Origin of the sequence: Actinomycetospora flava (assembly GCF_037400335.1) — a bacterium.
GTDB classification, from domain to species: domain Bacteria; phylum Actinomycetota; class Actinomycetes; order Mycobacteriales; family Pseudonocardiaceae; genus Actinomycetospora; species Actinomycetospora flava.
The window spans coordinates 344,166-363,242 of the sequence record NZ_JBBEGM010000002.1; the positions used below are offsets into that span (position 1 = coordinate 344,166).

Consider the following 19,077-nt stretch of genomic DNA (forward strand, 5'->3'; position numbering starts at 1 on the left):
GGCTCGTCGTCGTGGGTGCAGGGGCCGTGGGCTGCGCGGTCGCCTGGGCGGCGGCGCGCGAGGGGCTCGCGGGCGAGGTGGTGCTCGTCGACCCGGACCCGGGCTCCGGGGCCTCGCGTGTGGCCGGTGGCATGCTCGCGCCGATCAGCGAGGCGTGGCCCGGCGAGCGGGAGGTGCTCGAGCTGGGGGCGGCGTCGCTGGCGGCGTGGCCGTCGTTCGCCGCTGCGGTGGCTCGCGATGCCGGCTGCTCGGTGGGCCTGCGGCGCGAGGGGACCCTGCAGGTGGCCGTCGACGCCGCGGACGTCGAGGACCTGGACCGGGTGGCGGAGCACCTGCGCGCGTGGGGGCGGGTGGTCGAGCGCTTGAGCGGGCGCGCGGTCCGGCGCCTGGAGCCGTCGCTGGGGCCGTCGGTGCGGGCGGGGCTGGCGATCCCCGACGACCTGGCCGTCGACAACCGGGTGCTGCTGGGGGCGTTGTCGCGGGCGGGGGCCTCTCGCGGGGTGGTCGTCTCCCGGCGGTCCGTGGCGCGCGTCGTCGACGACGGGGAGCGGGTGACGGGGGTGGCGTTCGCGGACGGCGGGGAGCTGGAGGCCTCGCGCGTGGTCGTGGCCGCCGGGGCGTGGTCGGCGGGGCTGCACCCGGTGCTCGCGGGGCGGGTGCGTCCCGTGAAGGGGGAGATCCTGCGGGTGCGGGCGCGCCGGTCGTCGCTGCCGCCGCCGTCACGCACCGTGCGCGCCTCGGTGAGCGGGCGGCCCGTCTACGCGGTGCCGCGCGACGGCGGCGGGCTGGTGGTCGGCGCGACGCAGTACGAGGCCGGCTTCGACGCGGACGTGCTGGTGGGCGGCGTGCGCGACCTCGTCGCGGACGTCGAGCGCGTGCTGCCGGGGATCGCCGACTACGCGCTGGAGGAGTCGGCCGCCTCGTTCCGTCCGGGAACCGACGACAACCTGCCGCTGCTCGGGCCGGTCGGGCCGGTCGGGCCCGCCGGGCTCGTCGCCGCGACGGGGCACGGGCGCAACGGGATGCTGCTGGTGGCGGTGACGGTGTCCGCCCTGGTGGCGGTGCTGCGGGGGGAGCCGCTGCCGGAGGAGGCGCGGGCGGCGGCCGCCGACCGGTCGGCCGTCGCGAGGGGCTGACGTCCGCGCGTACGGTGGGAAACGGACACCACGGGAGCCCGGGCACGGGCTGAGAGGGAGCCATCGGGGCTCCGACCGTCGAACCTGATCCGGGTCATGCCGGCGCAGGGAGGGAGGGCAGCGATGACCACCGTCTGGCTGAACGACGAGCGCCGCGAGATCGGCCTCGGCACCACCCTCGCCGCCCTGATGGCCGAGCACGGCGTTCCCGCCCGCGGAGTCGCGGTGGCCGTCGACGGGACCGTGGTGCCGCGCGCGAGCTGGGCGACGGTGGCGTTGCTCGAGGGCTCGCACGTCGAGGTGCTGACCGCGGTGCAGGGAGGCTGATCGTTCGTGGACCCGTTGGTGATCGGCGGCCGGAAGTTCTCGTCGCGCCTGATCATGGGCACCGGGGGCGCGTCGGGGCTGGCGGTGCTGGAGCGCGCGCTCGTCGCGTCGGGCACCGAGCTGACGACGGTGGCGATGCGGCGCCTCGACGCCGGCGGCGGTCCCGGGGTGCTGGCGCTGCTCGGGCGCCTCGGCATCGAGGCCCTGCCCAACACCGCGGGGTGCCGCACCGCCGCCGAGGCCGTCCACACGGCCCGGATGGCGCGCGAGGCGCTGGAGACCGACCTCGTGAAGCTCGAGGTGATCGCCGACGAGCGCACCCTGCTGCCCGACCCGATCGAGCTCCTCGACGCCGCCGAGCAGCTCGTCGACGACGGGTTCACGGTGCTGCCGTACACGAACGACGACCCGGTGCTGGCGGCGAAGCTCGCCGACGCGGGGTGCGCGGCGGTGATGCCGCTGGGCGCGCCCATCGGCACCGGGCTGGGCATCCGGAACCCGCACAACATCGAGATGATCACTGCGTCGTCCTCCGTGCCGGTGGTGCTCGACGCGGGGATCGGCACGGCGTCCGAGGCGGCGCAGGCGATGGAGCTGGGCTGCGACGCGGTCCTGCTCGCCACGGCGGTCACGCGCGCGTCGGACCCGGAGGCGATGGCGACGGCCATGCGCCTGGGTGTGGAGGCGGGCCGGCTGGCCCACGGCGCGGGCCGCATCCCCCGCCGCTACTGGGCCCAGGCCTCCAGCCCGCACGTGGACTGACCGAGCCCTCTCGCGGTACGAGCGATGCGGCATTGCTGGCGTCTCACGCAAGGATCGCCACAACCTCGCCAGCGCGACACGCCGGGGAGCCGCGTCGGCGAGGTGCGTGGTGTTCCAGCGTGGCGGCCACGCTGACGTTGAACGTCAGGAGAGCCCCCACGATCATCAGGTCGACCCGAGCGCTCGGACCTCCTCTGCCTGGCTCGGACACGATCGATCGTCTGCGCGCGCGAGCGCGCGTTCGTGCTCAGGCAGGCGCCTGGCGCAACGGAACCGATGTTCACGGCCGGGAGGCTCGCCTCGCGGGTTTGGCCTCATCGAGCGGGCGGATTTCCTGACGTTGAACGTCAGCGTGGCCGCCACGCTGAAACACCCCGCACCACGCCCACACCGGCGTGTCGCGCCACCGAGGATGTGGCGATCCTGGCATGAGACGCCAGCAACGCCGCATCGCTCGTACGGGGTCGGGGGTCAGCGCAGGGCGACGGGGAGGGCGTCGACGCCGTAGACGATCGACGTCTTGCGGAACGGCTGGTCGTCCAGCGTGCCCGCGTCGTCGGCCAGGTGCAGGTGCGGGAAGCGGCGCAGGAGGGCCGGGTAGGCCGTGCGCAGTTCCATCCGCGCGAGTTCCGCCCCGATGCAGCGGTGGATGCCGTGCCCGAACGCGAGGTGGGGCGTCGGCGGGCGGCGGGGGTCGAACGTCTCGGGGTCGGAGACCAGGCGCGGGTCGCGGTCGGCGGCCGAGAGAGACACGAGCAGCCCGTCGCCCTTGCTGATCTCCACTCCGCCGAGGGTCATGTCCTCGGTCGCGAAGCGGGGGAACGCGATCTGGACGACGGTCAGGTAGCGCAGCAGCTCCTCGACGAACCCGTGGACGGCGTCGGGCTCGTCGCGCACGAGGGCGAAGCTGTCGGGGTCGCGCAGCAGCACCATGGCGCCGAGGGCGAGCATCGACGCCGAGGTCTCCAGGCCGCCGGTGAGCAGGCCGTCGGCGAGCTCGGCGAGCTCGTCGGTGTCGAGCTCGTCGCCGTGCTCGCGGATCAGCTGGCCGAGCAGGCCCTCGCCGGGCTCGACGCGCTGGCGCTCCACGACGCCGCGCAGGTACTGCAGCGAGCCGGAGATGTTGTCGAACACCGCGCCGGCGCCGCCGAACAGGTCGAACCGCGCGGTCGACAGCGCCTGGAACTCGTCGCGCTCGTCGTAGGGGATGCCGAGCAGCTCACAGATCGTCAGCGAGGGGATCGGGGTCGCGAAGTCGCGGACGAGGTCGACGGGCGCGCCCGCCGCGGCCAGCTCCTCCATGGCGTCCAGGCGGCCCTCGACGATCTCGGTGATCCGCGGGCCGAGGCGCGCCAGGCGCCGGAACGTGAACTCCGGGGTCAGCAGGCGCCGCAGCCGGGTGTGCTCGGGCGGGTCGGTGAAGCCCAGCCCGCCGGGGTTCTGCCCGTCGGTGACGCCGGCCTGCCCGACGAGGTGGCCGAAGTCGTTCGACAGCCCCCGGGTGCGCCCGAGGACGGCGCGCGCCTCCTCGTGGCCGGTGATCAGCCACGCGGTGACCCCGAACGGCAGCGGGAAGTGCCGCACCGGGTTGTCCTCGCGGGCCTCCCGCAGCGCGGGCACCGGGTCGAGGCCGTCGCGCCGCAGTGGCATCAGAGCGTGGTCCGGCAGCAGCGTCACCGGGTCGAGGCCGCGGCGACTGCGCCAGGCGAGGTACCGGCGTGCCGCCCAGCCCACGACCCGTGACCGCAGCGCGGCCAGTCGTGAACGGTCCACCACTGTGTCCACTCTGCCCTCCCCGCACCGGACGACGCCGCTCGGGGGCCGAGGCTAGGACGTCTGAGTGCCCGATGGACCCGGTGGTGGGGGTGTGTCACCCCACCGTTCGTCGGGGTCGACCCGGGGGAGATGCCCGGGTGGCGCCTCCACGGCGTCGTCCGATTCGTCCGGTAACGCCCGCGACGGTACGCCTCCGACCGGGGCGCGCACGAGGGTCGGGGCCCGCAGACCGAGGCGCGCGAGCTCGAGCTGGGCGAGCCGGGACAGCACGTGGGGGTCGCCCCGGCGCCAGCCGACGGCCGCGTCCGGGACCCGCGCGAGCCGGCGCGGCGTGGCGTGGACCAGGGCCCGCAGGGCGAGCAGGTCGGCGTCGCCCGCCCCGCCGCGCAGGCCGTCGCGCAGGGCGAGCACGGCCCGCGCCGCGATCATCCAGCGCACCCGGAACCAGAGCCACGCGGCGACCACCGGGACGATCGCGAGCAGCGCGACCGCCCACGCCAGCCCCGTGGCGAGCGCCTCGACCGCCGCGATCTGCTGGTCGCCGGCCGCGACGATGTCGTCGCCCGCCCCGGCGCCGCTCGACAGGACGCGGGCCAGGTCGTCGCCGACGAACGGCACGCCCGACGCGGTGTCGGCGGCCCCGGCGAACGTGTCGCGCACCCGGGACCCCGCCGCGCCAATCTGCCGCCCGGGGCCCTGCAGGGTCAGCACGGCGTCGTACAGCAGGACCGCGAGCGAGACGACGACCGCCACCCACACGAGCACGGCGACGTCGGCGCTGAACTGGCGCGCCCGCCGCCGGGGGCGTTCGGCGTAGACGGGCCAGCCCGCGCGGGTCGGCCGCAGGACGGGGGCGTCGGCGGTCACGGCGGCTGTGTGCCCCCGGGCGCCGGGGAGCACACCCGCAAGTCGGATGACACGACGTCACCGATCGATCACCCTGGCGGGTGATGAGGCGGTAAGCGTGCGACAAGTCGACGACAAGCGGTGAGGACCACCCTGTGGGCATCCGACGAGCACGTGAGCCCCAGGAGCCCGGCGTGACCATCGCCCCGCCCGCCAGCGAGACCGCCAGCGACCCCGAGACCGACCCCGAGACAGGCCCCGCATCCCCGACCGACCGCGACCGCGCGCCGCTGCGCGTCACCGATCGCGCCCTGCTCGCCGACGTCCGGCGCCTGGCGCGCCTCGCCGACGGCATCGCGGCCGGGACGGTGGCCCTCGGCGAACGGCGTGCGCTGGCCGTCGGCGACTGGGCCGAGCGCGTGTGCGAGGCCGTGCGCCACCGGCACGAGAGCGAGGAGGCCGTGCTCTGGCCGGTGCTCGAGCGGCACGCCGGGCGCACGCTGGACCTCTCCGGGCTGCGGGACGACCACGTCGCCCTGCGCGGCCTGCTCGGCGAGGTCCGGCGGGCCACCCGCGGGATGGTCGGCGCCCTGCTGCTGCGCCCGATCGCGGTCGCGAGTGCCGAGGACTTCGCCCGCATCGGCCGCCTCGCGCGCCTGCTGGACGAGCTGGCCGAGCTCCTCGAGGAGCACCGCCACGACGCCGAGCGGGAGCTGGTCGGCGTGCTGCCCCGGGTGCCGCGCGCGGACTGGCTGGGCGCCGTGCGCGCCCTGCACACCGGTTCCCCCGACCCGGCGTTCACCGCGGCCCGCGCCCACGTCACGGCCGGTCCCGAGGACGTCGCCGCCGTCGACGCCGCGCTCGGCGGCCGGGGTCTGCCCGGTGTCCTGGCCCGGCGCGCCCTGCGCCGGCGCGAGCGGCTGGTGTTCGGCGCCTAGTCGTTCGCAAGTCGCGCGGCCGATGCTCGCGCCATGCCGATCACGAGGGTCGGCGACCGCCACGAACGGAGCACCCACGATGACCACCGCGACCCCGACCCGCCAGGACGACCTGCTCGGCATCACCCTCGGGCACCGCGCGATGTGTGCCGACAGCCGCCGCCTCGCCGACCTCGCGTCCCGCATTGTCACCGGCGCCGAACGCGTCGACCGGGCCCGCGCGGCCGCGATCGCGCGCTGGGTCGGGCGCCTCGCCGACGAGATCGGGCACCACCACGAGGCCGAGGACGACGTGCTCTGGCCGGTGCTCGAGGCCCGGGCGGGCGACCGCGTCGACCTCGCCGCGCTCACCGACGACCACGCGGCGCTCGACCCGCTGCTCGCGGAGGTCCGCGCCGCCGCCGGCGACCTCGCCCGGGCGCCCACCGACGCCGCGGCGGCCCGCGCGCTCGCCCAGCACCTCGCGGCGCTCGCCGACGTCCTCGCCGAGCACATCGCCGAGGAGGAGCGCGAGGTCTTCCCGATCATCCTGGCGCACGTCCCGCAGCACGAGTGGCGCGCCGTCGAGGCCGCCGTGCGCGACCGGGGCGGCGACATGGGCTTCGTCCTGCCGCGCGTCGCCGCCGTCGCGAGCCCCGAGCAGATGGCCGACCTGCGCCGCGCCGCCGGCCCGGTCCTGATGGTCCTGCTGCCGATCACCCGCCGGCGCCTGCGCCGGGCGGAGAAGCTGGTCTTCGGAGGCGCTTCGCGCTTGTGAGCGTTCCGGGTCGCCCCGGCGACCCGATTCACTCACGTGCGCGGAGCGCATCATCGATCGCCCACAGCGGCGAGACCGGGCCGACGCCGGCGCCGAGGGGGTACGACTCGGCGACGGCGCGGCGGATGTAGCGCTCGGCGGCCGCGACGGCGTCGGGCACGGTGGCTCCCCGGGCCAGCGCGGCGCAGGTCGCGCTGGCCAGGGCGTCGCCGGCGCCGTGGACGTGCGGGGTGTCGATGCGCGGGCCGGAGAACTCCCAGGTCTGCTCGCCGTCGAAGAGCAGGTCGATCACCTCGGGCGACCCGCGGAGGTGCCCGCCCTTGACCAGCACGTACCGCGGGCCCATCGCGTGCAGGGCCCGGGCGGCCTCGCGGGCGGTCTCGGCGTCGGTGACGGTGATGCCGGCGAGCAGGCGCACCTCGTCGAGGTTCGGGGTCGCGAGCGCCGCGCGGGGGAACAGCCGGGTGCGGATGGCCTCCATCGCGTCGTCGGCGAGCAGCTGCTCGCCGGCCATGGACGCGGCGACGGGGTCGACGACGAACGGGACGGCGCCGGGACCGCGCCCGATCCCCACCTCGTCGACGACGTCGGCGACCGCGTCGATGATCTCCCGCGAGGCGAGCATGCCGGTCTTGGCCGCGCCCACGCCGATGTCGGTGACCACCGCCCGGACCTGCGCCGCGACCGTCTCCGGGGGCACGAGGTGCACCCCGGAGACGCCGAGCGAGTTCTGCACGGTGACCGCCGTGACCGCGACGCACCCGTGCACACCGCAGGCGGTCATCGCGCGCAGGTCGGCCTCGAGCCCGGCGGCGCCGCCCGAGTCGGAACCGGCGATCGTCAGCGCGCGCGGTGGGGTCTCGGCCATCACGCCATCATCGCGTCCCGGTACGTGCGTACTTTCCGGCCCTATAGCGCCGGAAAGTGCTCACGACCGTTCCCAGGCCGCGACCGACCACACCGACGACACCGGGCCGTGGCCGGCGCCGAGCGGGTAGGCGTGCTCGACGGCGCGGGTGATGTACGCCTTCCCGAGCGCGACCGCCTCGACCAGCGCCATCCCGCGCGCCAGCCCGGCGGTGATCGACGACGCGAGCGAGTCGCCGCCGCCGTGGGTGTGCTCGGTCGAGCGGCGGGGTGAGGTGAAGCGGTGCTCGGTCCCGTCGGCCAGGACCAGCAGGTCGACGACGTCCGCCGAGCCCTCCAGGTGCCCGCCCTTGACCAGCGCCGCGCCCGCCCCGAGGTCCAGCAGCGCGCGGGCGGCCTCGCGCGCGGTGTCGTCGTCGACGACCTCGACCCCCACCAGCAGCCGCACCTCGTCGAGGTTCGGCGTGACGAGGGTGGCGCGGGGGATCAGGAGCGTGCGCACCGCCTCGAGCGCCTCGGGAGCCAGCAGCGCGTGCCCGTGCATCGACGCCGCCACCGGGTCGACGACGAACGGCACACGGGTCCCCAGCCCGACCTGGTCGCCGGCCTCCACCACGGCGGTGATGATCGCGGTCGAGGCGAGCATCCCGGTCTTCGCCGCGTCGACGCCCATGTCCCCGGCGACGGCGCGGATCTGCGCGGCGACGACCTCGGGCGGGATCGGGTGGAAGTCCTGGACGCCGACGGAGTTCTGCACGGTCACCGCGGCGACGGCGACCGCGCCGTGCACCCCGCAGGCGGTGAAGGCGCGGACGTCGGCGGTGAGGCCGGCGCCGCCGCCGGAGTCGGTGCCGGCGATCGCGAGGGCGACGGGCGGGGTGTCGGACACGGACGTTCCTCCCATGCCGGCATGACCCGGCTGGTCCAGCGGTCGGCGGCTCCCCGCCCTCTCAGCCCGGTCATGACGGGCTCCCGCGTGACGAATCGGCGCGGACGCTAACCGCGCGCGTCGAGGGGGAGCAACTCGTCGACCCGGTCACGCCACGGCCCGGAGTCCCCGACGACGGTCAGCGCCCGCGCCAGGTGCGCCGCGACGGCGTCGTCCCCGTGCCCGAGCACGCGCGCGAGCCGGGCGAGCACCAGGTCGATCGGCGCGAAGGCGAGGATCCCGGTGACCGACAGCCCCCACCGCCCCGCGAACGGCTCGAGCGCGGCGAACGCCTCGGCGGCGCGCTCGCGGTCGTCGAGCCGCGCGGCGACGAGCCCCTGCACGGTGAGCAGCCCGCCCCAGCTCCAGTCCCGCGGCACCGGCAGGCGTTGCGCCCACAGCCCCCGTGCCTCCTCCTCGCGCCCGGCGTCGAGCAGCGCGAGGGCGAGCAGGTCGTGCACGTAGCGGGGGAACGACCCGTCGATCCGGCGCAGCGCCGGCAGCGTCCCGGAGGTGTCCCCGCGGGCGAGCGCGAGCGTGAACCGCGCGACCTCGACGAGCACCCCCGCGTGCGGCACCCCGGCGGCGGCCAGGCGCCCGCCCTCCTCGGCGTAGGTGCGCTCGGCGACATCGTCGCGGCCGCGCGTCAGCGCCAGCATCGCGTCGTGCAGCCCGACGAAGGCCAGCGTCATCTCGAGCTGCCCGTCGGTGGCGGCGGCCAGGGCGGCGTCGGCGTGGTGGCGGGCGGCGGCGAGGTCGTCGCGCACCACGGCCGCGCAGAACAGCACGTGGTGGGCCTCGGCGCGGTGGTCGGCGTGCCCGCCCGCGGTCGCCGCGTCGAGCATCTCCCGGCCCACCGGCTCGATCCGGCCCCACCACTCGGGCTGCGAGTTGACGAGGAAGACCGTGTTGAGCGCGGTGCACAGCAGCCGGGTCCGCCCCGACGCGCGTGCCCGCTCCAGCGCCTCCCGGGCCAGCGCCGCGGCCCGCTCCGGCTCCACGAACTCCACCTCGCGGGCGAGGGCGAGGAGCAGCCGGGTGCGCATCCCGTCGTCCAGCGGACCGTCCAGCAGCGCGACGAACAGCGGCGCCATCCGCCCGCCCGTCCCGCGCACCGGCCACGGCATCGGCGCGTCGAGGCTGGTCAGGGCCCGCGCGAGGAGCCCCGGGTCGCCGGACGCCCGCGCAGCCTCGACGGCGATCTCGCGCTCGGCGTGGGCGTGCTCCCCGGCGCCGGAGGCGGCGAGCGCGGCGACCAGGGCGCAGCGCAGCCCGACGACCGCCGGCGACGGAGGGCCCGGTGCCACGAGCGCGCCCCGGCACAGCGCGACCGCCGACCGGAACGCCCCGCGCGCCATCGCGGCGTCGGCGGCCGCGGTGACGTGGGCGAGCATCCGCTCGGGGGCGACGCGGTCGCCGGCGGCGAGGGCGTGGTGGGCGAGCGCGGCGGGCCCCTCCGTGCCCGCCACCCCCGCCTCCAGCACGTCGAGGATCCGCGCGTGCCGGCGCGCCCGCCGCAGGCGCGGGACCTCGTCGGCGACGACCTCGCGCCACAGGTCGTGGACGAACCGCACCGCGCGGGCCCCGTCGTCCTCGCCGATCACCCCCGCGGCGACGGCCGCCTCGAGCCCGTCGAGCACCTCCTCCTCGACCTCGGCGACCGTGCGGCCCGCGACCGCGGCCTCCACGGCGAGCACGAGGTCGACGTCGGCGGAGCGCCCGAGCAGGGCCACGTGCGCCAGCACCGCCCGCGAGCGCCCGGGCAGCTCGCGCAGCCGGCGGCGCAGCACGTCGCGGACCCCCGCCGGCACGGTCCCGCCGTCCCCGGTCGTCGCCACCAGCCGGGCCACCTCGCGGACGAACAGCGGGTTGCCGCCGGTGCGGTCGGTGACGGCGGACGCCGTGGCGGCGTCGGCCCGCAGCCCGTGCCGCGCGAGCAGGGCCCCGACGGCGTCGGGGGCGAGCCCGCCGACGGTCAGCCGGTCGGACACGACGGTCGCGAGCGCGGCCCACGTCGCGTCGAGCGCGGCGGTGTCCTCCTCGCTGCGGTGGGTACCGACGACGAGCAGCCCCGCGCCCGCGCCCGTCGCGACCATGCGGAGCAGGCGCAGGGTCTCGTCGTCGGCGCGGTGCAGGTCGTCGAGGGTGACGAGGACGGGGGCGCGGTCCACGAGCGCCTCCAGGACCGCCCGGCCGCGGGCGAAGGGGGTGGCCTCGTCGGCGTCCGGGACGGCGGAGACGCCCAGGTCGCGCAGCACCTCGGTCCACGGCCACGCCGGCGGCGCGCCGTCGACCTCGGGGCACCGGCCGCGCGCGACCGTCCAGCCCGCGCGGGCGCGGCCCTCGGCGACGGCGTCGACCAGCGTCGTCTTGCCCGACCCGGCCTCGCCGGCGACGAGCACCAGCTCCACGGCGCCCCGGGCCACACGGTCCGCGGCGGCGTCGCAGCGGGCGAGCTCGTGGTCGCGGCCGAGGGGCGCGGCGGCCTCACGCGGGACCTCCGGCTGCAGCACGGTGCCCTCGAGGCGGACGAGCGCCGGCCCGGGATCGAGGCCGAGGTCCTCGCGCAGGCGGTCGCGCGTGCGGCGCAGCAGCTCCAGCGACTCCGGGGTGCGCCCGCCGCGATGCAGGGCGGTGGCGAGCAGGCGCACGCCCTCCTCCCGCAGGGGGTGGTCGTGGACGTGGCCCTCGAGCAGCGGGACGACGTCGGCGTGCCGGCCCAGCGCGAGCTCGGCGGCGGCGAGGCGCTCCCGCGCGGTCAGCACCAGCTCGTCGAGCCGGGCCGCCTCGGTGCGGGCCCAGGGCTCGTCGGCGAACTCGGCGTACGCGGGGCCGCGCCTCGTCTCCAGGGCGTCGCGCAGCAGCGCGGCGGCGCGGGCGGGCTCCTCGCCGCGGGCGCGCTCGACGAGGCGGGTGAGGCGGGCGGCGTCGAGCGCGTCGGGGTCGGGCAGGCGCAGCGCGTAGCCGGGGGCGGCGGTGACCAGGACCTGCGGCGGCGTCCGCGGCGCTCGTCCCGGCTCCAGGGCCCGGCGCAGGTGCGAGACGTGGACCTGCAGCGACGACAGCGCGTTCGGGCCCGGGCGCCCACCGGTGAGGTCGTCGACCAGGCGGTCGGCGGTGACGACCTCTCCGCCCGCGACGGCCAGCCGGGCGAGAACCGCGCGCCGGGCCGGCCCGCCCAGCTCGACCGGGCTGCCGTCGACGGCCGCGCGCAACGGGCCCAGGACACCGATCTCGACGGCGGACCGGTCTACCCCCACCGGCCGAGCCTAGGTCGTTCCTCCGGCCCCCGGCAGCGTCACCCGGCCGGGGTCATGTCGTGGTCCTCACGCGTCGGTGAGCTCCGCGGGCACCGCGATGACGTCGACCATCGCCTCGCCGCGCAGCACCGTCACCGGCATCGAGCGCCCGATCGACGGCGCGAACAGGCGCCGTTGCAGCCCCTGGGCGTCGCTGACCGGCTCGCGGTCGGCGGAGACGACGAGGTCGCCGGCGTGCAGCCCGGCGCGGGCCGCGGGGCTGCCGGGGACGACCTCGGCCACGCGCAGGCCCTTCCCGCGGCCCAGGCGGGCGGCGATGTCGGCGGGCAGCGGCGCGGGCGCGCCGACGAGACCGAGGTAGCCGCGCCGGACGCGGCCGTCCTCCCGCAGGGCGTCGAGGATGCGCCGGGTGGTGCCGGTGATCGGCACGGCGAGGCCCAGCCCGACCCCGGCGACCGCGGTGTTGATGCCGACCACGCGCCCCGACGCGTCGGCGAGCGCGCCGCCGGAGTTGCCGGGGTTGAGCGCGGCGTCGGTCTGGATGACGTCCTCGACGACCCGGCTCGCCCGGCCGCTGCGCACGGGCAGGGCGCGCCCGAGTCCGCTGACGACGCCGGCGGTGACCGACCCGGCCAGCCCCAGCGGGTTGCCGACGGCCACCACGAGCTGGCCGACCACCAGCTCGGCGGCGTCGCCCAGGGGCAGCGGCGGCGGGGTGGGGTCGCGCGTCGTCAGGACGGCGAGGTCGGACAGCGGGTCGGTGCCGCGCACCACGACCCGGCCCTCGGTGCCGTCGGCGTAGGCGACGGAGCCGTCGCGGTTGCCGGCGACGACGTGGGCGTTGGTGACCAGGACACCGTCGTCGACGACCACGGCCGACCCGCTGCCCCGGCCGGCGCGCACCGCGGCGACCGACGGGCCCACGGCGGCCGCGACCGTGCTCACGGTGCGGGAGTAGGCGTCGAGCTCGTCCATACCTACCGTGCTTACACCGTTGCAGGCGTTCCGGTCGGCGTGTCCGCTGAGGGCGGAACCGGGGTGCGGAGGTGCGCCCGGTGACGAACGAACGGCGCTCTCGCGGCTTCGGAAGCAGCGAGAGCGCCGTTCGTTCGTTCTCGGCGACGGCCCCGGGGCGTCGGGCGCCTCTAGTGACCGAACGGATCCGGGTCGACGCCCGGCATCCACGAGTTCCCCGGGACGCCCCAGGCGTGGTCGCGCACGGCGCGCTTGGCGGCGCGGCGGTGCCGGCCGACGAGGCGGTCGAGGTAGAGGTACCCGTCGAGGTGGTCGGTCTCGTGCTGGAGGCAGCGGGCGAGATAGCCGGTGCCCGTGACGACGACCTCGGCGCCGTCGACGTCGACCCCGCGCACCTCGGCCCACTCGGCCCGGCCCGTCGGGAAGGACTCGCCGGGCACGGACAGGCAGCCCTCCTCGTCGTCGTCCGGGTCGGGCATGGTCCCCGAGGGCGCGTCCGCGGTGAGGACCGGGTTGACGACGACGCCGCGCCGGCGCTCCCCGTCCAGCTCGGGGTCGGGGCAGTCGAAGACGAAGACGCGCCGGTCGTCGCCGATCTGGTTCGCGGCGAGGCCGACGCCGTTGGCGGCGTCCATCGTCTCGTAGAGGTCCTCGACGAGGGTGCGCAGCGACTCCCCGCCGATCTCCTCGGGGGTCACGGGCCGGGTCGGCCGGTGCAGCACCGGGTCGCCGACGATCACGACGGGCCTGACGGTCACGGCCGCACCGTAGTGCCCGCCGTTCGACGGCTTCCCACGCGTGGAGCCCCGCGCTGTCGGGGCGCCGTGATTGAATGGAGGAGCCCGAATGACAGGCGTGTCATTCGAGGCCAGCGGGACGCCGTGGTGGGCAGGAGGCGAGAAGCGTGGCGGACGCGGTCCGGGTGCATCCCCCGCAGGACGAGCCGTCGGACGGGCTCGACCGTCGCGACCGCGAGATCCTCGCGTTCGAGCGCCAGTGGTGGAAGTACGCGGGCGCCAAGGAGCAGGCGATCCGCGAGCTCTTCGACATGTCCGCCACCCGCTACTACCAGGTGCTCAACGCCCTGGTCGACCGGCCGGAGGCCCTTGCGGCCGACCCGATGCTCGTGAAACGCCTGAGGCGCCTGAGACAGAGCCGGCAGCGGGCCCGTGCGGCGCGTCGCCTCGGTGTGGAGCCTCGTTGATGGTCTCCTGACTCCCTGACGCGGCATTCCGCCGAGCGAGCAGGAAGCGGACGACGGTCCGCGGTGGGGAGCAGGACATGACTGGGCCCGGGTCCGCCGACGCCTCGCGCATGCGCATCGCGGGCATCGTGCTGCTCGCGATCGCCGGTGTCGCCGCGGTGGTCGGCCTGCTCGCTCTCGGGGGCGAGGGGCCGTCGAGCCCCACGGCCGCGCCCGCGAGCCCGGCGGCGCCGCTCCCGGGCGCGACCGGCAACGGCTCGCCCGCGCCGGCGCCCGCTCCCGCCCCGAACCAGGCCGGCGTGCCCGGCCAGGGTCTGCCCGGCGGCCCCGTGCCGCCCGGCGGACCGGTGCCGCCCGGCGGTGTCGGCGGCACCCCCGCACCCGGCGGTGCCGGTGGGCCCGCGGTGGGCGCGCCGATCGTCCCCGGCGGCGGCGCCGGCGGCGCTCCGGCCGGCGGTGGCTCCGGCGGGTCCGGGGGCGGTTCCGGTGGAGGCGGCGGTGGCGGCGGTGGCGTGAACTCCGCGGTCGCGGTGCGGGTCTTCAACAACTCGACCATCCAGGGCCTCGCCGACCGCGCGGCCGGCGAGATGCGCGCCCAGGGCTGGAACGTCGTCGAGGTCGGCAACTACCCCAGCGGCGTCATCCCCGAGAGCACCGTCTACTACCGCCCCGGCACCGGCGAGCAGGGCGCCGCCGACGCCATCGCCGGCGAGTTCGGGCTGCGCTCGATGCCCCGGTTCGACGGCATCGCGAACGCCTCGCCCGGCGTCATCGTCATCGCGACGAACAACTGGGGCCAGAGCCGCGGATAGCGGTACTCCCCGGTCGAGCGCGTGGCGTTACGGACACTCAACGTCAGCGACGCCACGCCGCTGACACCTCAGTTCTCGCCCGCGTACGCCTCGAGCTCTGCGAGCTGGCGGGGGTCGAGCGACGGCTTGACGGCCTCGCGGGCGGTGGCGAGGTCGCTCGCCGACACCTCGGTCGACTCCAGCGAGGTGCGCATCGCCGTCAGCGCCGCCTCGCGGATGAGCGCGGCGCAGTCGGCGGCGGAGTAGCGGTCGAGGTCCTCGGCGAGGGCGTCGAGGTCGACGTCGTCGGCGAGGGGGGTGTCGCGGGCCGAGGCGCGCAGGATGTCCGCGCGCGCCGCGGCGTCCGGAGGCGGGACGTACACGCGGCGCTCGAGGCGCCCGGGGCGCAGGAGGGCCGGGTCGATGAGCTCGGGCCGGTTGGTGGCGCCGAGGACGACGACGTCGCGCAGGGGCTCGGCGCCGTCGAGCTCGGTGAGCAGGGCGGCGACGACCCGGTCGGAGACGCCGGCGTCGGTGGAGCCGCCGCGGCGGGGGGCGAGCGCGTCGATCTCGTCGAGGAACACCAGCGCCGGTGCGGCGGCCGCGGCCCGCCGGAAGAGCGTGCGCACGGCGCGCTCGGACTCGCCGACGAACTTGTCGAGCACCTCGGCGCCCTTGACCACGAACACGTTCAGCGAGCCGGTGCCCGCCAGCGCCCGCACGAGGAACGTCTTGCCGCACCCCGGCGGCCCGTAGAGCAGCACGCCCCGCGGCGGCGACACCCCGAGCCGCGCGAACGAGTCGGGGTAGCGCAGCGGCCACAGGATCGTCTCGGTGAGCGCCTGCTTGGTCTCCACCATGTCGCCGACCCGGTCCAGGGTCAGCCCGCCCGACGACAGCGTCTGCGACCCCGACGACAGCGACGCCGGGCGCACCGAGCTCACCGCGCCGAGGAGGTCGTCGGTGGTCAGGGAGGGGTCGCCCTCGTCGCCGCCCACCCGCAACGCGGCCCGGACGGCGGCCTCCCGGCGCAGCGCGACGAGGTCCCCGGCGACGAACCCCGGGGTCCGCGCGCCGACCGAGGCCAGGTCGACGTCCTTGGCCAGCGGCACCCCGCGCAGCAGCACCCGCAGCAGCTCGGCGCGGTCGCGGTCGCCGGGGGCGGGCAGGGTGAGCTCGCGGTCGACGAGGTCGGCGCCGCGCACCCGCGGGTCGAGCGCCTCCGCGCGCGAGGAGGTGAGCACCAGCGCCGTGCCCGGCGTCCCCGCGGCCCGGCGCAGCGCCTCGAGCACGAGCGTGGACAGCGGCGGCGGGTCGGCGGCGGGCAGCAGCACCTCGGCGTCGGTCACGAGCAGCACCGTCGGGGCGCTCGCGGTCGCGTCGTCGACGGCCTCGCGCACCCGGGCCGCGGCCGCGCCCGCCTCGATCGCCGCGACGTCGGGGGCGAACAGGCACACCACCCGTGCGTCGACGTCCGCGGCGACCGCCCGCACGAGCGTCGTCTTGCCGACGCCCTCGGGCCCGCTGACGAGCACCCCGAGCCGCGGCGCGGCGCCGAGGCGCTCGAGCAGCTCGGGGCGGCGGAAGACCAGGTCGAACCACTCGCCCAGGCGGCGGGCGGGCTCGGCCTGGCCGACGAGGTCGGCCACGGCGACGGCCGGCTCCTCGACGACCGGCGCGGCCGGGGCCGCCGGGGCGACGGGCGCGGAGACCGGCGCGGAGACCGGGGTCGCCGCGACCGGGCGGGGCTCGACGACCGTCGGCGTCCCGGTGCTCGCCCCGTTGCGCCAGCGCACGACCGTCGTCGGCGCCACGACCAGCGCCGAGGCGGGGTCGGCGCCGCTCGGCGGCTCGGCGGCGGTGACGGTGACGAGCTCGGTGGTCCAGGTGCCGCCGAGCGCGGCAGCGAGCCCGCGGCGGGCCCCGGCGGCGTCGGCGCCGGGGATCGGGCTGAGGTCCTGGGGCAGCAGCGAGAGCGTGTCGCCGGAGAGCATGACCTTGCCGGTCAGCGCCAGGCGCAGCGTCTCGGGCGGCAGCGACGCGGTGGCCAGGCGCGAGCCCGCGACCTCGACCTGGCGCGCGACGGCGACCGGCGCGGCGGCGACCCCGACGGTCGACCCGTCGACGACGCCCGCGTTGACCATGGTCGTCTCGTCCAGCACGGCGGTGCCCGGCGCGGCGGGGGCGGCCGCCGGGGCGACGAGGGCGGCGGTCGCGCGCACGCCCGTCACGCGCACCGCGTCCCACGCCTCGAGGCCCAGCGCGGTGATCACCTCGGGGTGCAGGCGCACGACGCCGCGCCGCGCGTCACCGGCGGAGGTGCCCAGGCGGGCGAGGAGGTCGACGCCGACCGGGGCGCTCACGGGCGGTCGTCCCGGTGCCGGCGCAGACCGAGGCGGCGCGAGCCGCGGGGCCGCGGCCGGCGGTCGCGCACCCCGTCGCCCGTGCCGTTGGTGCCCCGCTCCCGGGGCCGCTCGGTGGACCGTTCGGGCGGGCCCGGCGGCGGGAACGGTGCCGTCGGGTCGCCGCCGCGCCGGTCGCGGTCGCGCCCGATGTTGCGGGCGGCGCTGCCGGCACGGGCCGCGGCGCCCGCCACCCGCCGGCGCAGGTTGCGCCGCGGCGGCGCGAGGCCGAGCCGGCGGTGGGCGCGGCGCACGGCGCGGCGCTGGCGCGGCGGCACGTGCCAGACCTCGGGGTGGCGGCCCAGCCAGCGGTAGCGGCTGACCGCCCAGGGGATGTGCAGCAGGTAGACCGCGACGGCCACGGCGTAGACGACGAACGGGAACGTCACCAGCGCCGCCGCGGCGAACGCGACCGCGACCAGCAGCGGCGCCACGAGCGTCGGCGGCACCCGGACGCTCTTGAGCGAGGCGGTCGGCACCCGGCTGATCATCAGCGTCCCGACCATGATCGTCCAGACCGCGATCACCGCGGGCAGCGACCAGAACCCCGGGCCGAGCTGGATCTCGAGCGCCAGCGGGGCCAGCGCCACCAGCGCCCCGGCGGGCGAGGGGACGCCGACGAAGAACTCGCCCGCGTAGGGCGGGGCCTCCTCGTCGTCGGAGAGCGTGTTGAACCGGGCCAGGCGCAGCGCGGCGGACACCACCAGCACCAGCGCGACCACCCAGCCGATCCGGATGTCGTTCAGCGTCCAGAGGAACAGGATCAGCGCGGGGGAGACGCCGAAGGACACGCAGTCGGACAGGGAGTCGAGCTCGGCGCCCATGCGGCTGGTCGCGTCGAGCAGGCGGGCCAGGCGGCCGTCGAGCGCGTCGAAGATCGCGGCCAGCGCGATGCAGGCCAGGGCGGCGACGCGGTTCTCGGCGAGCATGAACTGCACACCGGACAGCCCGGAGCACAGCGCCAGCACGGTGACGGCGTTCGGCAGCAGCCGCACGCCGCGCCCGCCGCCGCGCCCCGCCGCGGTCTCGGGAGTCATCGGGACCTTCTACCCGGGTCCGGCTCCGCGGCGCTACGTGCCCCGCTGCCCGGAATGGGCAGATCGGCGAGCACCGTCTCGCCGCCCACCGCCCGCTGCCCGGGCTCGACGCGCACGGTGCTGCCCGGGGGCAGGAGCAGGTCGACCCGCGAACCGAAGCGGATCAGCCCGTAGACGTCGCCGGCGCGGACCTCGTCGCCGGGCGCGGCGTCGCAGACGATGCGGCGCGCCACGAGCCCGGCGATCTGGAGCACCGCCAGGTCGTGCCCCTCGGTGCCGTGCACCCACACCGCCGTCCGCGCGTTGGTGTCGCTGGCCGCGGGGAGGTCGGCGGAGAGGTAGCTGCCCGGGCGGTGCTCGACGGCCCGGACCTGCCCGTCGACGGGCACGCGCTGGACGTGCACGTCGTAGACCGAGAGGAAGACGCTGACCCGCGGGCGCGGGCCGGGCGGCAGGCCCCGGGCGACGAGATCCTCGGGCGGCTCGGCGGTGTCGACGAGGCTCACGGTGCCGTCGGCGGGCGCCACCGCGATGCCGGGGCGGCGGGGCGTCGTGCGGTGGGGCGAGCGGAAGAACGCGGCGACCCCGGCCGTGACGGCCAGCGCCCCGAACGTGCCGCGCCCGCGCAGGGCCCGGGCCCCGAACGCGGCGGCGGCCACCGCGCCGATGACGGGCGCGCCGCCGGGGTGCAGCGGCGGGATCGTGTCGCGCACGAGGGCGAGTGCGTGGCGCACCGTGCCGCCGAGACCCGTGGGGGTGTCGTGCTGGGCGGGGGACTGGTCGGAGTTGACCATCGTCGGTACGGATCCCTCTCCTCGACGGCGCGCGAGGAGAAAACCTATCGGCCTGGCCGTGTCCGGGACGAGGTGGGAAGGGCCGGATGGGGCCGGGGCCGCCAACCCCCGAGTCGGCGACCCCGGCCGGGAACCGCTCGTCCGCTCCCCAGCGACAAGCGGTTGGTCCTCATCCGGTCGGTGCCCGGACACACGCAGATGCGGGTCCATGACACCTGTCACACATGGTGCCCGATGTCGCGCGACTGCGGAAGTCCGAGTCGCCCCAACGGTCCAA

Annotated in this window: 17 protein-coding genes and 1 riboswitch; of the genes, 7 read left to right on the top strand and 10 right to left on the bottom strand. The window is 77.2% G+C overall.

Translation table 11 applies throughout. The annotated features are described in order from the left end of the window. The first annotated feature begins 11 nt into the window (after nt 1-11). The 3 genes from thiO (at nt 12) to WCD58_RS08340 (ending at nt 2,225) form a co-directional block, all read left to right on the top strand. The gene (gene thiO, locus WCD58_RS08330; protein WP_337701517.1) at nt 12-1,136 is read left to right on the top strand and encodes a glycine oxidase ThiO; all 1,125 of its coding nucleotides are present in this window, start codon (nt 12-14) and stop codon (nt 1,134-1,136) included. A gap of 20 nt (nt 1,137-1,156) precedes the next feature. Then, nucleotides 1,157-1,265: riboswitch (TPP riboswitch) on the top strand. Further along, a complete protein-coding gene (thiS, locus tag WCD58_RS08335; RefSeq protein ID WP_337701519.1) occupies nt 1,260-1,463 on the top strand; it encodes a sulfur carrier protein ThiS in 204 nt (67 codons plus the stop codon). It overlaps the preceding riboswitch by 6 nt. 6 nt (nt 1,464-1,469) lie before the next feature. After that, nucleotides 1,470-2,225, top strand: coding sequence for a thiazole synthase (locus WCD58_RS08340; protein WP_337701521.1), 756 nt, complete (start codon nt 1,470-1,472; stop codon nt 2,223-2,225). Between the two features lie 471 nt (nt 2,226-2,696). Here the strand turns inward: WCD58_RS08340 and WCD58_RS08345 are convergent, their stop codons facing one another. Together WCD58_RS08345 and WCD58_RS08350 are read right to left on the bottom strand one after the other, a co-directional pair. Then, nucleotides 2,697-3,983 carry a cytochrome P450 gene (locus tag WCD58_RS08345; protein ID WP_337702023.1) on the bottom strand — a complete coding sequence of 429 codons (1,287 nt, stop codon included), beginning with the start codon at nt 3,981-3,983 and terminating at the stop codon, nt 2,697-2,699. 69 nt (nt 3,984-4,052) lie between these two features. Beyond that, nucleotides 4,053-4,868 (bottom strand): hypothetical protein, encoded by an 816-nt coding sequence (locus WCD58_RS08350; RefSeq protein ID WP_337701523.1) that lies wholly within the window; start codon nt 4,866-4,868, stop codon nt 4,053-4,055. Between the two features lie 173 nt (nt 4,869-5,041). On the opposite strand from WCD58_RS08350, the gene WCD58_RS08355 reads away from it, so the two are divergent. Both WCD58_RS08355 and WCD58_RS08360 read left to right on the top strand, forming a co-directional pair. Then, a complete protein-coding gene (locus WCD58_RS08355) occupies nt 5,042-5,785 on the top strand; it encodes a hemerythrin domain-containing protein (protein ID WP_337701525.1) in 744 nt (247 codons plus the stop codon). A gap of 79 nt (nt 5,786-5,864) precedes the next feature. Further along, entirely contained in the window at nt 5,865-6,542 is a 678-nt protein-coding gene (locus WCD58_RS08360; RefSeq protein ID WP_337701527.1) for a hemerythrin domain-containing protein, read from the top strand. 28 nt (nt 6,543-6,570) lie between these two features. On the opposite strand, the gene thiD (WCD58_RS08365) is transcribed toward WCD58_RS08360, so the two are convergent. From thiD (WCD58_RS08365) to WCD58_RS08385, 5 genes are all read right to left on the bottom strand, one after another. Next, a complete protein-coding gene (gene thiD, locus WCD58_RS08365) occupies nt 6,571-7,410 on the bottom strand; it encodes a bifunctional hydroxymethylpyrimidine kinase/phosphomethylpyrimidine kinase (protein WP_337701530.1) in 840 nt (279 codons plus the stop codon). Between the two features lie 60 nt (nt 7,411-7,470). Beyond that, nucleotides 7,471-8,298: a bifunctional hydroxymethylpyrimidine kinase/phosphomethylpyrimidine kinase gene (thiD, locus tag WCD58_RS08370; protein ID WP_337701532.1), complete on the bottom strand. Its 828-nt coding sequence runs from the start codon at nt 8,296-8,298 to the stop codon at nt 7,471-7,473. Nucleotides 8,299-8,405: 107 nt separating this feature from the next. After that, complete coding sequence (locus WCD58_RS08375; RefSeq protein WP_337701534.1) at nt 8,406-11,597, bottom strand: ATP-binding protein; 3,192 nt, start codon at nt 11,595-11,597, stop codon at nt 8,406-8,408. Between the two features lie 66 nt (nt 11,598-11,663). Further along, the gene (locus WCD58_RS08380) at nt 11,664-12,572 is read right to left on the bottom strand and encodes a S1C family serine protease (RefSeq protein WP_337701536.1); all 909 of its coding nucleotides are present in this window, start codon (nt 12,570-12,572) and stop codon (nt 11,664-11,666) included. Between the two features lie 170 nt (nt 12,573-12,742). Next, nucleotides 12,743-13,330, bottom strand: coding sequence for a peptide deformylase (locus tag WCD58_RS08385; RefSeq protein ID WP_337701538.1), 588 nt, complete (start codon nt 13,328-13,330; stop codon nt 12,743-12,745). 146 nt (nt 13,331-13,476) lie between these two features. On the opposite strand from WCD58_RS08385, the gene napA reads away from it, so the two are divergent. Beyond that, the gene (gene napA, locus WCD58_RS08390; protein ID WP_116707140.1) at nt 13,477-13,776 is read left to right on the top strand and encodes a nucleoid-associated protein NapA; all 300 of its coding nucleotides are present in this window, start codon (nt 13,477-13,479) and stop codon (nt 13,774-13,776) included. A gap of 77 nt (nt 13,777-13,853) precedes the next feature. Beyond that, on the top strand, nt 13,854-14,588 hold the full coding sequence (locus WCD58_RS08395; protein ID WP_337701541.1) for a LytR C-terminal domain-containing protein: 735 nt from the start codon (nt 13,854-13,856) through the stop codon (nt 14,586-14,588). 68 nt (nt 14,589-14,656) lie between these two features. Here WCD58_RS08395 and WCD58_RS08400 read toward each other — a convergent pair whose 3' ends face one another. The 3 genes from WCD58_RS08400 to WCD58_RS08410 are packed head-to-tail and all read right to left on the bottom strand — an operon-like array spanning nt 14,657 to nt 18,800. Further along, nucleotides 14,657-16,930: an AAA family ATPase gene (locus WCD58_RS08400; protein WP_337701543.1), complete on the bottom strand. Its 2,274-nt coding sequence runs from the start codon at nt 16,928-16,930 to the stop codon at nt 14,657-14,659. Next, complete coding sequence (gene pssA, locus WCD58_RS08405; RefSeq protein WP_337701545.1) at nt 16,927-18,006, bottom strand: CDP-diacylglycerol--serine O-phosphatidyltransferase; 1,080 nt, start codon at nt 18,004-18,006, stop codon at nt 16,927-16,929. Before pssA ends, WCD58_RS08400 begins: the two co-directional genes overlap by 4 nt. After that, complete coding sequence (locus WCD58_RS08410; protein WP_337701547.1) at nt 18,003-18,800, bottom strand: phosphatidylserine decarboxylase; 798 nt, start codon at nt 18,798-18,800, stop codon at nt 18,003-18,005. The genes pssA and WCD58_RS08410 overlap by 4 nt, the downstream gene beginning before the upstream one ends. Between the last annotated feature and the right edge of the window lie 277 nt (nt 18,801-19,077).

Coding starts and splice junctions, on each gene's coding strand:
- thiD (WP_337701530.1), bottom strand. CDS start 7,410: ATGGCCGAGACCCCACCGCGCGCGCTGACGATCGCCGGTTCCGACTCG.
- WCD58_RS08360 (WP_337701527.1), top strand. CDS start 5,865: ATGACCACCGCGACCCCGACCCGCCAGGACGACCTGCTCGGCATCACC.
- WCD58_RS08395 (WP_337701541.1), top strand. CDS start 13,854: ATGACTGGGCCCGGGTCCGCCGACGCCTCGCGCATGCGCATCGCGGGC.
- WCD58_RS08380 (WP_337701536.1), bottom strand. CDS start 12,572: ATGGACGAGCTCGACGCCTACTCCCGCACCGTGAGCACGGTCGCGGCC.
- pssA (WP_337701545.1), bottom strand. CDS start 18,006: ATGACTCCCGAGACCGCGGCGGGGCGCGGCGGCGGGCGCGGCGTGCGG.
- WCD58_RS08410 (WP_337701547.1), bottom strand. CDS start 18,800: ATGGTCAACTCCGACCAGTCCCCCGCCCAGCACGACACCCCCACGGGT.
- thiS (WP_337701519.1), top strand. CDS start 1,260: ATGACCACCGTCTGGCTGAACGACGAGCGCCGCGAGATCGGCCTCGGC.